The following is a 15,444-nucleotide window of genomic DNA, read 5'->3' as shown; positions in this document are numbered from 1 at the left end:
CAGCGATCGTATTCCGGGCCCGACGGCCGCCGGAAATGAGCCTACGCGTAGGCACTCGTCCGTACGTCACTCGAAGGTTTGGCAAGTTGTTCGATCAAGACGGCATCAGGTTCACCCATCTGTGGCCTCTGTTCCAGGTTTGCCCTTGAGGCCTGACGGGGTCCGAAAGACTCGAGCCACTCTCGCAAGGGGACGCGGGGTTCCTTTGCATGATTTCCACAGAGCCTCCCAGGCCCGGCCCACCCCACAGGGTCGTGTCGAGGGACGCCTGCGGGGGGAAGGCCGAAATGGTCAACAAGAACCGGATGAACAGGGTTGCCGCAGCGATGGCGGCAGCGGCCCTGATGTCCGTCGCAGTACCCGCCGCCGCCGCCGAGGCGGCCGTGGCACCGCGCGTCGATCTGAAGGTGCTGGTCGTCGACGACGGCGGCAGCTCGGTCGAGGCGATCACCGCGGAGCTCCGGGACACCGGAGTGCCGTACACCCGGGTCGATCTGGGCAGCGCGAGCCGGCCGGTCATCAACGCCGCGTTCCTCAGCGACACCGTGGACGGGCGGCCGCGGGCGAAGTACCAGGGGGTCGTGCTGCCGAACGAGAACCCGTTCGGCAGCGGTTCGGCCGAGGCGACCGCCCTCGCCTCGTACGAGACGACGTACGGGATCCGTCAGGTCGACGCCTACACCTGGGCCCACCCGGGCGTGGGCCTGGAGTACACCGACAACGGCGGCTACGGCGGCCGGCTGGACGGCACGCAGGCCGCGGTCACCGCGGCCGGCAAGGCGGGGCCCTTCGGGTACCTCGGCGGCCAGGTCGAGTTCGAGGACAACTCGCCGCTCATCCTGGAGAGCTACGGGTACATGGGCAAGCCGAGGGCCGGCTACACCAGCCTGCTCGACGCCCCCGTCCCGGGCGGCGCCGGCCGGGCCTCGCTCGTCGGCGAGTACACCCACGACGGGCGCAGCGAGCTGGTCGTCACCTTCGGCTACAACCAGCACCAGCAGCAGTACCGGCTGCTGGCCCGGGGCATCGTCGAATGGCTGACGCAGGGGGTCCACCTCGGGCAGAGCCGCAACTACTTCGCCGTCCACGTCGACGACGTGTTCGCGCCCGACGCCCGCTGGAACAAGGACCTCAACTGCACGCCCGGCGACTACGCCTGCGCGGGCGGCGAGGGCCAGGAGAGCACGATCCGGATGACCGCCGCCGACGCGCAGTACGCGGCGCAGTGGCAGACGTCCAAGAACTTCAAGCTGGACATGCTCTTCAACGCGGGCGCCGGCGAGGAGTGGAAGGCGGAGAACGGCGGCGTCGACGCGATGACCGCGCAACTGGTCGCGGACCGGGCCAAGTACCGCTGGATGAACCACACCTACACGCACCCGTTCCTCGGCTGCGTGCAGGACGTCACCACCGTTCCGTGGACCTGCACCAAGAACGCCCAGGGCGCCATCAACTGGATGAGCCGCGCGGAGATCTCCGCGCAGATCCGCGACAACAACAACTGGGCGGCCGCCAAGGGCATCACGACCGACCGCACCGAGCTCGTCACCGGCGAGCACTCCGGCCTCAAGACCGCCCCGCAGCAGCCCCAGGACAATCCCAACCTGGCCGGCGCGCTCGCGGACAACGGCGTGAAGTGGGCCGGTAGCGACAACTCCCGCGAACCGGCGCAGCGGGCGGTCGGGGCCGCCCTGACGGTCCCGCGGCACCCGATGAACGTGTACTACAACACGGGCACCAACGCGGAGATGGCCGACGAGTACAACTGGATCTACACCAGCCGGGCCGACGGCGGCAGCGGCGCCTGCGAGGACAACCCGGGCACCTCGACCTGTCTGCCCGCCCCGCTGAACGTCAACTCCGGCTACCTGGAATACGTCGTCCCGCAGGAGGCACGTACCGCGCTGCGGCACGTGCTGGCCAACGACCCGCGGCCGCACTACGTCCACCAGTCCAACCTGGCCGAGGACCGGACCCTGTACCCGGTGGTCAACCGGGTCCTGGACACCTACCGGGCGCTGTACGCGCCGAGCGCCCCGATCGTGAACCAGAGCATGAAGGACACCGGCGTCGAGCTCAGCCGTCGCGCGGCCTGGGACAAGGCCCTGGCCGAGAACAAGGTCACCGCGTACCGCATCGGCAAGGACGTCACCGTCAAGGCGCCCTCCGGCGTCGTCGCCCCGGTGACCGCGCCCAACGGCACGAAGAAGCAGCTCCTGCTCGGCACCGCGGACTTCGGCACCGCGTACGCCGGCGCCCGTTCGGCCTGGACGGCTCCCGAGCTGCTCCAGTCGGCGGTCACGCTCAAGCTCCTCTGACCGACGGGCCGTACCGTCCGGCCCGAGCAAGCCGCCCACTCGTTCCACCTTGCGCCGGCGCACCGTGATCCATCGGGCGCCGGCCCCTTTTCCGTCCTGGGGGGACACACCGCATGAGCCATGGGCGTCATGTCACCATGCTCACCGAAGGCACCTATCCACACGTTCACGGGGGCGTCAGCACCTGGTGCGACCAACTGGTCCGCGGCATGCCGGAGGTGGACTTCAACGTCATAGCCCTGACCGGCTCCGGGCGCGAGCCGGTCACCTGGGAACTGCCGCGCAACGTCTACCGGCACACGGCCGTCCCGCTCTGGGGTCCGGCCCCGTCCAGGACCCGGCGGTCCACCCTGCGCGGCAGGGCCCACCGTCGCTTCACCGAGACGTACGAGAACTTCCTGCTCTCCCTGATCGACCCCGCCCGCGGCGGGTTCTCCGAGGCGCTGGGCGAGATGGCCGAACTGGCCCGTGCCGGACGGCTCGCGCCGGCCCTGCGCTCCGAATCGGTCCTGCGCCTGCTGATGAACGCCTGGACCCGGCCCGGACTCGTCACCGCCGAGGCCGAGCCCACCATCCACGACGCGCTCACCGCCACGGACCTGCTGGAACACGCCCTGCGCCCGCTGTCCGTGCGGATCCCGCCCGACAGCGTCGCGCACGCCGTCAGCAGCGGCCTCGCGACGCTCCCCGCGCTCGCCGCGAAACGCCTCGACAAGGTGCCCTTCCTGCTCACCGAGCACGGCATCTACCTGCGCGAGCGCTACCTCGGCTACCGCACCGCGGCGCAGCGCTGGCCCGTCAAGGCCCTCATGCTCGGCTTCTACCGCGAGCTGAACACCGAGGGCTACCGGCAGGCCGACCTGATCACCCCGTGCAACCAGTACAACCGCCGCTGGGAGGAGCGCGGAGGCGCCGACTCCGAGCGGATCCGCACCGTCTACAACGGGGTCGACCCGCACGCCTTCCCCGAGGCCGGCCCCGAACCCGAGGTGCCCACGCTCAGCTGGTGCGGACGCGTCGACCCCATCAAGGACCTCGAAACCCTCATCCGGGCCTACGCGTTCATGCGCGAGGAGATGCCCGAGCTGCGGCTGCGCCTCTTCGGCCCGGTCCCGGCCGGCTGCGAGGAGTACCGCACGCGCCTGGAGAAGCTCGGCGCCGAACTCGGCGTGAGCGACGGCATCACCTACGAGGGCCGCATCGATCAGGTCGCCACGGCCTACGCGGCGGGCAGCATCGTGATGTTGTCCAGCATCAGCGAGGGGTTCCCCTTCAGCATCATCGAGGCCATGTCCTGCGGCCGCACCACGGTCTCCACCGATGTCGGGGGAGTGCGCGAGGCCGTCGGCGACACCGGACTCGTCGTCCCTCCCCGGGAACCGGAGACCATGGCCCGGGCCACCCTGGCGCTGCTGCGCGACGACGAACGCCGCCTCGAACTGGGCCGGATGTCCCGCAAGCGGGTCGTCGAGAAGTTCACCCTCCACCAGTCCGTGGACGGCTTCCGGCACATCTACCGGGAACTCGCCGGCCAGCCCGTCCTGCCCGTCCACGAGGGCGACACCTGGACGCAGCGGCTCGCCGACCCCTGGTACAAGGAACTCGCGGCCGACGGGAGCCTGTGGTGAGCGGCTCCCTCTGGCTCAAGCCCCCCGGCCCCGACGGGGCCCGGGGGCCCGGCCCCGGATCCTCCCCGGGCGGTCGCCGCGCGCAGCGGCCGGCCGACCTCGACGGCGCCCTGCCGGCGATCCCCCGGCCGCGCCGGGAGGCGCCCGCCGCCGACCCGATGGACGAACTCGCCGAGCGGCTTGACCCGTTCATCTCGGCGGCCGTCCACCCCGATGAGATCGCCGCGATCCTCGAATCCGACGGCATGACCGACGAGTACATCCGGCTCACCTACGGCCGGCACGACTCCTTCGGTCTCGCCGAGGAGCTGTACGACCGGGTGCCGCGTTCCTTCCCGGAGCCGGACCGCGTCGGCGACCCCTGGAAGGTGTCCCTCACCGCCTGCCTGCTGCGCGGGGTGATCTTCGCCCTGCCCGGCCTGGCCTACCTGCTCGGCGCACCCCTGCTCGACGGCCCCCAGGACCGGCTCGGTCTGCCCGCCGGCACCCTGACCCTGCTCGCCGGAGCCCTCATCGGCTGGGTCTGGGACCAGACCCTGTCCCACCGGGCCTACTCCTGGCTCGGCCTCGGCGACCGGGCCGCCGCCGGGCGGACCCTGCTCGTCGGAGCCCCCGCCGGGGCCCTGCTGGGCACCGCCGCCGCGCTCGCGGTGCCCGGCGGGCCGCCGTTCTCGTACGCCTTCGCCGCGGGTCAGGCCCTGTACGTGGGGGCCGCGACCGTCCTGCTGGTCCTCGGTCGGGAGCGGGTGCTGCTCGCCGCGCTCGCCCCGATGGCCGCCGGGGCGCTGCTGGCCCTCGTCGTCGACCTGCCCGTCCCGGTGCGGGTCACCCTGCTCGTCGTGTCCCTGCTGGCCGCCTGCACCCTCGCCGTACGGGAACTGCCGCTGGCGGCCGGGCTGCGGGCCGCAGGCCGCCGGGTCCGCGGCTGGACCCGGCACCGCTCGGGCGAACGCGGTCCCGTGCGCTGGCAGATGCTGCGCGGCGCCGAGGAGGAGTACACCCGGCGCGGACCCCGCATCGGGGACTCCGTCCCGTACGGCGTCTTCGGCCTCGGCACCGGCCTGCTCGTGCTGTACGCCGCGCTCGGGGAGGTCCTCGCCGGGGGGCCCGCCGAGGCGGTCGCCGCGCCCTCCGCGGTCGCCCTCACCCTCAGCATGGGCCCCGCCGAATGGCTCCTGCACCGGTTCCGCAGCGGCAGCCTCGCGGGACTGCGGGCGGCCCGCTCGACCCGCGCCTTCCGACGCCGGATGCTGACCACGCTGTCCCGGTGCCTGGCCACGTACCTGGCGGTGCTGCTCGTGCTCGGCGTCACCGGCACCGTGCTGTGGCCCGACGCCCCCGGCCTCACCGGGCTCCGCGTCGCGACCCTGCTCCTCCTCGGCGCCGTGATGTGGACCGGGCTGCTGTTGCAGTCCTTCGGGGCGGTCCGGCCCGCCGCCGTGGTCTGCGCCTCGGCGGCCGTCGCCCAGAGCCTGGCCCTGCTGGTGGGGGTCGGACAACCGAGGCTGGTCCAGGTGATGGTCGCCGCGACCGCGGCCGCGGCCCTGGCCGTCCTCGTCTGCCTGCTCCTCGGCCGGGCGACGGCCCACCGGTGAGCGACTCCCGCGACCCCTTCGACTTCGACGCGAAGGGCCGACCGTACGAGAAGAAGGACCCCATGCTCCTGGTGCCCCTCTACGAGCACCCCGCCGACAGCCCCGACGCCTGGGAGCGGCTGATCCGCGCCGCGGGCCGGCTGCACTCGGTGGTGCTGAACCCCGACAGCGGCCCGGGCGCGGCCCGCGACGAGCGGTTCGCCGCCGTCGCCGAACGCCTCCGCGAGGCCGGCGTGGCCGTCCTCGGGTACGCCGACACCGACTACGGGCGGCGCCCGCACGGGGCCGTCGTCCAGGACCTGCTCCGACACCGCGACTGGTACGACACCGACGGGGCCTTCCTCGACCAGGCCGCCGCCGGGCCGGAACTCCTGCCGCACTACACGCGCCTCGCCGTCGCCGCCCGGGCGGCCGGCGCCCGTACGCTCGTCCTGAACCACGGGGTCCACCCGCACCCCGGCTACGCCGGGCTCGCCGACCTGCTCGTCACCTTCGAAGGGCCCTGGGACGCCTACCGGGACGCGGCCACCGCCCCGCCCTGGACCGCCGACCACCCCGCGCAGCGCTTCTGCCACCTCGTGTACGCCGTCCCCCCGGACGCGCCCGCCGCCGAACTCGCGGCGCAGCGCCGGGCGGGGGTGCACTGCGCGGTCCCCGGTACGGGGGCGCACCCGTGGGGGACCTTGCCGTACGCCTTGGAGGCGGCCGGATGAAGCGTTTCGCCGCCCTGTTGGTCACGGCGCTGCTCCTGCTCACGGCCTGCTCCTCCGAGCCGGACGACGAGGGCCCGACGCCGGGCCCGGACCCGGCGCCGGGGGAGCGCTGGAGGCCCGCGCCGGGCACGGGCTGGCAGTGGCAGCTCAGCGGCAGGCTCGACACCTCGATCGACGTGCCGGTCTACGACGTCGACGGGTTCACCACCACCAAGGAGCAGGTCGCCGGGCTGAAGAAGGACGGCCGCCGCACCATCTGCTACCTGTCCACCGGGGCGTGGGAGGACTTCCGGCCCGACGCGAACGACTTCCCGAAGGCGCTGCTGGGCAAGGGCAACGGTTGGGAGGGCGAGCGCTGGCTCGACATCCGCCGGCTCGACGCGCTCGAACCGCTCATGGCCGCCCGGTTCGACATGTGTCGGGACAAGGGCTTCGACGCGGTGGAACCCGACAACATGGACGGCTACGACAACGCCTCCGGGTTCCCGCTCACGGCCGACGACCAGCTCGCCTACAACCGGTTGATCGCCCGCCTCGCGCACGACCGGGGACTGTCGGTCGGCCTGAAGAACGACCTCGACCAGATTCCGCAGCTGGTCGGCGAGTTCGACTTCGCGGTCAACGAGCAGTGCGCCGAGCACCGCGAGTGCGAGCGGCTGACCCCGTTCATCGAGGCGGGCAAGGCCGTGTTCCACGTCGAGTACGAACTGCCCGCGGACCGCTTCTGCGCGCGCTCCAGGGAGTTGAGGCTCAGCTCCCTGGAGAAGAAGTACGAACTGGGCACCTGGCGCAAGGCCTGCTAGGGCGGGCGGCGCCCCCTCGCCGTACCGGCCCGATCAGGCGGGGAGGATCGCGTGGACGCGGTAGCCGCCGCCGAAGCGGGGGCCCGCGAAGCAGGAACCGCCGAGGGCGACGGCCCGTTCGCGCATGCCGAGCAGGCCGTGCCCGCCGTGCGGGTCGACGGGCTCCGGCGAGGGGTCGGCCCCGTCGCCGCCGTCGTCCAGCACGGTGACCTCCACCGAGGCGCCGACCCGCACCACGCTGACCTCGGCCCGGGCCCCCGGGCCGGCGTGCTTGCGGACGTTGGTCAGCGCCTCCTGGATGACCCGGTAGGCCGTCAGGTCCACGGGCGAGGGCAGCGCCGCCCGCTCCCGCCCCAGCTCCACGAACACCTCCACCGGCAGGCCGGCGTTGCGGAAGGTGTCCAGCAGCTCGTCCAGCACGGCCAGTCCGGGCGCCGGCTCCGTCGGGGCCTCCGGGTCACCGGACTGCCGCAGCAGGCCGACGGTGGCCCGCAGCTCGTTCAGTGCGCAGCGGCTGGCCTCCCGTACGTGGGCGAGGGCCTCCTTGGCCTGGTCCGGACGCCGGTCCATGACGTGCGCCGCGACGCCCGCCTGCACGTTGACCAGGGCGATGTGGTGGGCCACCACGTCGTGGAGGTCCCGGGCGATGCGCAGCCGTTCCTCCGCGACCCGGCGCCGGGCCTCCTCCTCGCGGGTGCGTTCGGCCCGTTCGGCGCGTTCCCGGATCGCGTCGACGAAGGCCCGGCGGCTACGGACGGCGTCGCCGGCCGCCGCGGCCATCCCGGTCCAGGCGAAGATGCCGAGGTTCTCCTGCGCGTACCAGGGCAGCGGGCCGGCCAGCATGGCCACGCCCGTCAGCCCGGCCATGGTGAGCAGACCCGTCCGCCAGGTCGTGGGCCGGTCGGTGAGCGCCGCCACCGTGTACAGGGCGATCACCGCGCACATCACGACGGGCGCCCGCGGCTCGCCGGTCGCCAGCTCCAGCAGCGACAGCCCGCAGGTGGCGGCGAGTACGGCGCGCGGCCGTCTGCGCCGCTCCACCAGGGTCGCCGCGCCGAGCAGCATCAGCAGCAGGGACAACGGTTCCGGGGCCCGGGTCCCGAAGGTGGGACCGTGCGGTCCGTGCGGATCGGCGAAGGACCCGACGACCATCGCCACGAACGCTCCGACCGCGAGACCTGCGTCGGTGGCCAGCGGATGGGCCCGCAGCCACTGCCGGGTGCGGGCGAACGGCCCGGGGTCTGTGCTCACCCGCACAAGGTACGGGCTGCCGCGCGGCCCGCGCCGGTCAGGCGTGCCGCGGGGGAGGCGGCGGCGGGGGCCGCTGCCCGAGCGGTGTCCGGGAGCGGGCGGGACCCCACTTGGCCCGGATCGCGCACAGCGCCATGACGGCGGCGATGGCCGCCAGGTGCTCCTTGCCCGCCAGGTTGTTCTTGAAGACCACCTCGCCGATCATCACGAGGACCACCAGGGCCCCGGTGAGGTACGCCCGGTAGCGCCAGCACACGTAGATCGCGAGGCCCACGACGGCCGCGGACGGCCCGGTGTCGTTGACGATCAGGTCGGACTCCGGCAGGCCGAGGGGGTGGTCGGTGCCCAGCGAGAGGCCGATCCGGGCGTACGTGGTGCCGGCGAGGGTGGCGACGTAGCCGATGAGCAGGGTCCGCCACCAGCCGATGCAGATCTCCGAGATCCCGAAGACCAGCAGGATCTGGGCGAGCGCGCCCCACACGGGCAGGTCGAGCGCCGGCACGAACAGCGACAGCGGGGTGCGCAGGAGCGCCAGCCACAGGGGATCGGCGGCTTTGACCGAACCGAGGTTCTGGACCGGTTGGAAGCCCCAGGAGGTGTTCTGCACGATCTGGAAGACGGACGTCAGGCACACCGCGCCGATCGTCATCGGGACGGCCCGCCACCCGTCCCGTACGAGCGCGTCCCGGACGGTCCCGAACAGGGGACCCCACTCGCGGTGGGCGAAGCGTCGCAGGGGGCCCGTCGTCCGCGCTGTCACCTAATCGTCTCCAGATGTCTGCGGTGCAGCCACTTCGGCAGGCCGGGTGCCTCCAGGAAGCCCTCGGCCCGGCCCGCGGCGATGCCGATCCGCAGCAGGTCGGAACTCTTCTCGAAGAGCATGAACCGCGGTTCCCAGATCGGCCGGTATTTGGCGTTGGCCCGGTAGAGGGACTCGATCTGCCACCAGCGGGAGAAGAAGCTCAGCAGCGAGCGCCACATGCGCAGCACCGGACCCGCGCCGAGCCTGGACCCCCGCTCGAAGACGGAACGGAACATCGCGAAGTTCAGCGAGACCTGTGTGACCCCGATCTCCTTGGAGCGTTCCAGGAGTTCGATGACCATGAACTCCATCAGGCCGTTCTCGGAATCGCGGTCACGGCGCATCAGGTCGAGGGAGAGCCCCTTGGGTCCCCACGGCACGAAGGACAGCACGGCCCGCAGCTCGCCGTTCCCGTCGGTGCACTCCAGCATCACGCACTGGCCGTCGTCCGGGTCGCCCAACCGGCCCAGTGCCATGGAGAAGCCGCGCTCGGTCGCGCCGTCGCGCCAGTCGTCGGCCCGCTCCAGCAGGACCTTCATCTCGGCGTCCGGGATGTCGCGGTGCCGGCGGATCCGGACGGTGTACCCGGCCCGCTTGACCCGGTTGTAGGCCTGGCGGACGGTGCGCATGGCCCGGCCCTCCAGAGTGAACTCGGCGGTCTCGACGATGGCCTCGTCGCCGAGTTCCAGCGCGTCCAGGCCGTGCCGGGCGTAGATCTGCCCGGCCTCCTCGCTCGCGCCCATCACGGCCGGCACCCAGCCGTGCTCGCGGGCCTGCGCCAGCCACGGCTCGATCGCCCCGGGCCACGCCTCGGGGTCGCCGATGGGGTCGCCGGAGGCCAGCGAGACCCCGCCGACGACCCGGTAGGTGACGGCGGCCTTCCCGGTGGGGGACCAGATGACGGACTTCTCGCGGCGCAGCGCGAAGTAGCCGAGGGAGTCGCGGTCGCCCTGCTTGGCGAGCAGCGCCCGCAGTCGTTCCTCGTCCTCGGCGGTGAGCGGGTCGACGGCCCGGCGCGAGCGGAAGGCCGCGAACAGCACGGCGAGCAGCAGCAGCATCGACATCACGTTGATGAAGACGTCGACCCAGCCGGGCGTGGTGATCGCGTTGTACGCCCTGTCGTCGGGCGCCAGGGTGATCAGCCGCATCACGCCGTACCGCCAGCGGGCCAGGAACGTCGCGTCGGTCCGGTCGGCGTCGGTGTTGGTCGCGCCGACGAGGAGGGCGGCGATCAGCGAGGTGACGAGCAGGCCGACGGCGCCGACCGCGGTCGCCAGTTTCGGGTTCGAGCGGTCGCCCTTGGCGTAGAACTCGTGGCGGCCCAGCAGCAGGGCGCCGACGAAGGCGGCGGTCAGGGCGAGCGAGACCCAGTTCTGCGCGTGGTCGCGGAACTCCGGGTAGCAGAAGTCGAGTTCGCCGCCGGTGCAGGGGGCGAGGGCGGCGACCGCGAAGGCCAGCAGCAGCAGTCCGCTGACGACGAGGTTCAGGATCCAGGCGGCCCGCTTGCGACGGCCCATGGTGACCGCGAGCAGCAGCGAGAACAGTCCGGAGGCGAAGCCGGCGGTGAGCAGGTACGGGGTGTAGAAGTCGGCGGTGTTGTGCCGACGCAGGTCCTGGCCCAGCGACAGCCACACCGCGCTGAGGAAGTTGACGAAGGTGACGGCCCGCAGGTACCAGACCGCGAAGCCCGCGGCGCGCCGCGAGCGGGGGGTCCCCCTGCGGGTCTCCGGCCTCCCGGCGGGGTCGCCGCCGGAATCCTTCCTGCCGTTGGCACCCTTGCCGGCCGCCTGATCGAGGCTCCGGTCGGTCTCTGCGCTGGTCAAGCGGACCTCTCCCATGAAAAGCGATGATATGGGGCATCGCAGTCCACAGGCGTCGCGGGCGCCGCGACCGGTCAGGTCCGCGGTACCCGTCGCCTCAGTCCACCGGCGCTTCCACGACCCGTTCCGGCAGGTCCGCCGCGAGCGCGGCTGCCGCCTGGACCAGGGGGAGCGCCAGCAATGCCCCGGTTCCCTCTCCCACTGTGACGCCGTGGTCGAGCACAGGGTTGAGCGCCATCCGATCGAGCGCCTTCGCCTGGCCCGGTTCGCCGCCGGCCTGGCCCGCCAACCACCAGTCCGGAGCGCGGAACGCGGCCCGCTGGGCGACCAGTCCGCACGCCGCCGAGACGACACCGTCGAGGATGACCGGCGTACGGCGCACCGCGCACTGGAGGAGGAACCCGGTGATCGCGGCGACGTCCGCGCCGCCGACCGTCGCCAGCAGGGCCACCTGGTCGCCGAGGACCGGACGGGCCCGGCGCAGCGCGTCACGGATCGCCGCGCACTTGCGCATCCAGGTCAGGTCGTCGATCGCGACCCCGCCGCGGCCGGTGACCACGGAGGCGTCCGTGCCGCAGAGCGCGGCGACGAGGGTGGCGGCCACCGTGGTGCCGCCCACGCTCAGGTCCCCGAGGACGACGAGGTCCGTACCGGAGTCGGCCTCCTCGTCGGCGATGCGGATGCCGAGCTCCAGGGCGGCCCGCGCCTCCTCGATCGTCAGCGCGTCCTCCCGGTCGATCCGTCCGCTGCCGCGCCGGACGCGGTGGCGCACCACGTCCTCGGGGAGCAGTTCGGGATCGCAGTCCAGGCCCGCGTCCACGATCCGTACGCCGGCGCCGAACCGGCCGGCCAGGATGGCCACCGGGCTGTTGCCGTCGAGGACGGAGCGGACCAGTTCGTGGGCGGTGCCGGCGGGCCGGGCGGAGACGCCCTCGGCGGCGATCCCGTGGTCGGCGGCGAACAGCACGACGCGCGGCCGCTCCACGGGCCGGACCGGGACCCGGCCCTGCGCCGCGGCCAGCCACTCGGCGAGGTCGTCGAGCCGGCCCAGGGCGCCGGGCGGCACCACCAGTCGCTCACGGCGATCCTCGGCGTCACGCCGGACGCCCCCGTCGGGGCGCTCGATCAGATCGGAGAAGTCGTCGAGATTCAGCGTGGTCATCTGCCAGAGCGTACAGCCGGTGAGGCCCTGCCCAAGCCCCCTGCGCGCGGGGTCGGCGGGCCCGTCCGGGACCGGTTCGGCCGGGGTCGGGCCCGAGGTCCTGTCGTCGAACTCGCGTCCCCCTGGGGACGTCCGGCCCGAGGGGAACGCGCTACTCCTTGAGCACCGCCACCTGCCCCGCGACGACCAGCAGGACGTGTTCGCACTCGCCGGCCACCGCGTTGTTCAGCCGTCCCAGTTCGTCACGGAACCGGCGCCCCGACGCCGTCGCCGGCACCACTCCCGAACCCACCTCGTTGCTGACCAGCACCACCGGGCGGCGGGTCGCGCGGACGGCCGCCACCAGGTCGGCGACCCGCTCGCGCAGCCGCTTCTGCCCATCGGTCGCCCACACCGCGTCGTCCCAGGCGCCGACCCGGTCCATGGCGTCGGTCAGCCACAGTGCGAGGCAGTCGATCAGCAGGGCCGGCCCGGACGCCTCCAGCAGCGGTACGAGGTCGCAGGTCTCCGCCGTCCGCCAGCTCGCCGGCCGCCGCTCCCGGTGCAGACCGACCCGCTGGGCCCACTCCGAGTCACCGTCACGGGCGCCGCCCGTGGCCACGTAGACCACTTCCGGGTAGGCGGCCAGCCGCCGCTCCGCCTCGAAGGACTTGCCCGAGCGGGCCCCGCCCAGCACCAGGGTCCGGCGCGGCACGTCCGGCCCCTCGTGGTAGTCGCCGACCACCACCGTGGTGCCGTCCGGCACCACCCGCGCTCCGGCGGCCGCGCAGCGGCGCTCCAGTTCCCGCCCCGGAGGGGTGTCGTGGTCCAGGTGCACGGCGATCACGTCGGTGGCCGGGCCGATCGCCCCGCTCGCCCGCAGTCGCGCCAGCGCCTCGGGCCGGCCCGACACGTCGGCCAGCACCATGTCGTACGCGCGCCGCGCCTTCGTCCCGTTGGTCCCGGCCGGCGCCCCGCCCGGCGGCAGGTACAGCAGCCGGCTGCCGTCCGGGCCGGTGACGTCGTAGCCGGTGCCCGGCGCGTCCATCGGGACCGCCCGCACCCGGTGCCCGCTGATCACGGTGACCTCCCGCCCGTCCGGGACCCGCCCGGCCGCCGGCAGCCCCGGCGGCAGCTCGACGGGAGGCCCGTCGTGCGGATGGGTGAGCAGCACCTGCCGTACGCCGGCCAGCGAATGCCCCGCCCGGGCTCCGGCCAGCACGGCCCCGGGGGTCAGGTCGAGCAGCAGCGCCCCGTCCACGAGTACGGCGGTCGCGGCGCGGGACCGGCTGCCCACGGAGACCGCGCAGGCGGCGCAGGGACAGCCGGGGCGGGGCAATCCTTCGGGTGTACCGGTGCCGAGCAGAGTGAGTTCCACACGGAGATCCTCCCGCGTCGCCGGGACTGGTGCGCGCCCGGTTACTCTGCGGGCACACTCAACGTGCAAGAGCGGACGAGCAGCGGAGGCGGACATGGCGTGGACGTGGCGGTTCGAGACGGCCGAGGGCACCGAGACCAGTCCGGCGGTGACACCGGAGGAGTTCACCACGCAGGGGGACGCGGAGTCCTGGATCGGTGAGTACTGGAAGGACCTGCTGGAGGGCGGTACCGAGCAGGTGAAGCTGTCCGACGACACCGGCACCGAGCTGTACACGATGAGCCTGCGAGCGGCTCTCGACGCCTGATCCGGCGCCCAGGAGCGTCCGTCCCCGGCCCGAGGGTCGGGGACGGACGTTCACGGGGTCGTGTTATCCGCGGACTCCGCAGAGGTGGAGCAGCGCCGCGACCGCGCGGTACGGGTCGGTCCGCCCGGCGCGTTCCTCGGCGGCGAGCAGCCGCTCCAGTTCCTCGTCGTGCGGCAGTTCGTTGCCGGCTTCGGTGCCGTCGGTGAAGACACGCACCCCGTACCAGGTGTTCAGGGGCGCGCCGATGCCGGACAGGGTCGCCGTCAGACCGGCCAGCCGGTCGGCCCGTACGGCCAGGCCGAGCCGGTTCGTGTAGTCGACGGTGTCGAAGGCGGCCAGCGCGGCCGTCCAGTCGCCGGATTGGCCCGGACGCATGGCGAGGGCGTCGCCGTTGCGCACGAGCAGGGACAGCAGGCCGCCCGGGGCCAGCATGCGGGCGAGCCCGGCCAGCATGGCGTCGGGTTCGGCCACGTACATCAGGACGCCGTGGCAGAGCACCACGTCGAAGCTGCCCGGGCCGAAGTGGGCGCCGGTCTCACGACCGTCGCCCTCCAGCAGCCGGACCCGGTCGCGGATCCCGGCGGGTTCCGCGGCCAGCGCCGCCCGCGCGACCTCCAGCATCCCCGGGTCCTGTTCCAGGCCGGTGACCATGTGCCCGGCGCGGGCCAGGCGCAGCGCCTGCGTGCCCTGACCCATGCCGACATCGAGGACCCGCAACCGCTGCCCGACCGGGAAGCGGTGCGTGATCTGTTCCTCGACCTGTCGGCCGACGAGTTCCTGGCGGACGGCGTTGCGCAGCCCGCCGAGGCCTTCGAGCCAGAGCCGGGCGCCGCCGGCGAAGCCGTCGCCCGACGTCCCGGCCGGTCCGGGCGTCCCTCCGGTCAGGGCCGTTCCCCGCGCTTGACCTGGGGCTTCGGCAGGCGCAGCCGGCGCATCTGGAGGGTGCGCATCAGGCCGTACGCGACGGCGCCGCGGCGGGGCTCGTCCGCGAAGCGCTCGTTGAGGGCCTTGCGGAGCCGGAACACGAGGCCGATGGAGTCGATGATGATCAGGACGATCACGCCGAGCCACAGCATCAGGGCGATGTTCTGGATCGACGGCACCCGGACCATGCTCAGCACCAGGATGATCACCGCCAGGGGCAGGAACATCTCGGCGACGGAGAAGCGGGAGTCCACGAAGTCGCGGACGTACCGGCGCACGGGGCCCTTGTCACGGGCGGGCAGGTAGCGCTCGTCGCCACTGGCCAGCGCCTCGCGCTGCTTGGCCATCTCTACGCGACGGCGCTCACGGGCTCGCTTGGCGTCCTCCTTGCGATTGCCGGTCGAGGCCACCACGGCCTTGCGCTGCGACTGGGCCACAGCACGCTTCGGCGTCGGGCGGCCCTTCGGGGCCTGCGGGTCACGGGGCTGCGAGAGGTCGGCGCTCACCTTGTCGGTGGCGGCGGCCTTCTCTTCCTTGGAGGAGCGGCTACCAAACACAAAACACAAGCCTACGTGGTCGAAGGCACGCGCCCCACCCCGGCGGGGAACGATCCGGCAACGGCGGGCGTCTTCCCAGTAGCGGTTCCCCGTGGGCACTCCCGGGTATCCCCGGAGCATCCGGGGTTCTCGGGGATCACCTACTCCTTACGCCTGACACGGTGCGGGCGTAGTCGTCCTGGAGGAGGAGCGCATCCGTACTCGATC

The 15,444-nt window shown here is 73.1% G+C and carries 13 protein-coding genes; 6 read left to right on the top strand and 7 right to left on the bottom strand.

The window, feature by feature from the left end; translation table 11 throughout:
• Positions 1-287 precede the first annotated feature (287 nt).
• The 5 genes from ACFY0I_RS26895 (at position 288) to ACFY0I_RS26875 (ending at position 7,057) form a co-directional block, all read left to right on the top strand.
• Positions 288-2,318: a hypothetical protein gene (locus ACFY0I_RS26895; protein ID WP_388900663.1), complete on the top strand. Its 2,031-nt coding sequence runs from the start codon at positions 288-290 to the stop codon at positions 2,316-2,318.
• A gap of 113 nt (positions 2,319-2,431) precedes the next feature.
• A complete protein-coding gene (pelF, locus tag ACFY0I_RS26890; protein WP_388900661.1) occupies positions 2,432-3,946 on the top strand; it encodes a GT4 family glycosyltransferase PelF in 1,515 nt (504 codons plus the stop codon).
• Complete coding sequence (locus ACFY0I_RS26885) at positions 3,943-5,541, top strand: hypothetical protein (protein ID WP_388900660.1); 1,599 nt, start codon at positions 3,943-3,945, stop codon at positions 5,539-5,541. The genes pelF and ACFY0I_RS26885 overlap by 4 nt, the downstream gene beginning before the upstream one ends.
• Positions 5,542-5,603: 62 nt before the next feature.
• Positions 5,604-6,254 (top strand): spherulation-specific family 4 protein, encoded by a 651-nt coding sequence (locus ACFY0I_RS26880; RefSeq protein WP_388900798.1) that lies wholly within the window; start codon positions 5,604-5,606, stop codon positions 6,252-6,254.
• Complete coding sequence (locus ACFY0I_RS26875; RefSeq protein ID WP_388900658.1) at positions 6,251-7,057, top strand: endo alpha-1,4 polygalactosaminidase; 807 nt, start codon at positions 6,251-6,253, stop codon at positions 7,055-7,057. The genes ACFY0I_RS26880 and ACFY0I_RS26875 overlap by 4 nt, the downstream gene beginning before the upstream one ends.
• A gap of 33 nt (positions 7,058-7,090) precedes the next feature.
• On the opposite strand, the gene ACFY0I_RS26870 is transcribed toward ACFY0I_RS26875, so the two are convergent.
• The 5 genes from ACFY0I_RS26870 to ACFY0I_RS26850 form a co-directional block, all read right to left on the bottom strand.
• Entirely contained in the window at positions 7,091-8,308 is a 1,218-nt protein-coding gene (locus tag ACFY0I_RS26870) for a sensor histidine kinase (protein ID WP_388900656.1), read from the bottom strand.
• A 37-nt stretch (positions 8,309-8,345) separates the two neighbouring features.
• Positions 8,346-9,068, bottom strand: a complete 723-nt coding sequence (locus ACFY0I_RS26865; RefSeq protein WP_388900654.1) for a hypothetical protein — start codon at positions 9,066-9,068, stop codon at positions 8,346-8,348.
• Positions 9,065-10,948 (bottom strand): phosphatidylglycerol lysyltransferase domain-containing protein, encoded by a 1,884-nt coding sequence (locus ACFY0I_RS26860; RefSeq protein WP_388900652.1) that lies wholly within the window; start codon positions 10,946-10,948, stop codon positions 9,065-9,067. The genes ACFY0I_RS26865 and ACFY0I_RS26860 overlap by 4 nt, the downstream gene beginning before the upstream one ends.
• Positions 10,949-11,027: 79 nt before the next feature.
• Positions 11,028-12,092 carry a nicotinate-nucleotide--dimethylbenzimidazole phosphoribosyltransferase gene (gene cobT, locus ACFY0I_RS26855; RefSeq protein WP_388900650.1) on the bottom strand — a complete coding sequence of 355 codons (1,065 nt, stop codon included), beginning with the start codon at positions 12,090-12,092 and terminating at the stop codon, positions 11,028-11,030.
• Positions 12,093-12,243: 151 nt separating this feature from the next.
• Complete coding sequence (locus ACFY0I_RS26850) at positions 12,244-13,449, bottom strand: bifunctional adenosylcobinamide kinase/adenosylcobinamide-phosphate guanylyltransferase (protein WP_388900648.1); 1,206 nt, start codon at positions 13,447-13,449, stop codon at positions 12,244-12,246.
• A 94-nt stretch (positions 13,450-13,543) separates the two neighbouring features.
• Between ACFY0I_RS26850 and ACFY0I_RS26845 the strand changes: the two genes are divergently transcribed.
• On the top strand, positions 13,544-13,756 hold the full coding sequence (locus tag ACFY0I_RS26845) for a hypothetical protein (RefSeq protein WP_388900647.1): 213 nt from the start codon (positions 13,544-13,546) through the stop codon (positions 13,754-13,756).
• A 63-nt stretch (positions 13,757-13,819) separates the two neighbouring features.
• On the opposite strand, the gene ACFY0I_RS26840 is transcribed toward ACFY0I_RS26845, so the two are convergent.
• Both ACFY0I_RS26840 and ACFY0I_RS26835 read right to left on the bottom strand, forming a co-directional pair.
• Positions 13,820-14,554, bottom strand: coding sequence for a class I SAM-dependent methyltransferase (locus tag ACFY0I_RS26840; RefSeq protein WP_388900796.1), 735 nt, complete (start codon positions 14,552-14,554; stop codon positions 13,820-13,822).
• 83 nt (positions 14,555-14,637) lie between these two features.
• On the bottom strand, positions 14,638-15,246 hold the full coding sequence (locus ACFY0I_RS26835; protein ID WP_388900645.1) for a DUF3043 domain-containing protein: 609 nt from the start codon (positions 15,244-15,246) through the stop codon (positions 14,638-14,640).
• Between the last annotated feature and the right edge of the window lie 198 nt (positions 15,247-15,444).

Origin of the sequence: Streptomyces sp. NPDC001568, from assembly GCF_042893755.1 — a bacterium.
Lineage (GTDB): Bacteria > Actinomycetota > Actinomycetes > Streptomycetales > Streptomycetaceae > Streptomyces.
Note: the sequence above shows the minus strand (reverse complement) of the source record. Positions and strands in the feature narration are given on the sequence as shown.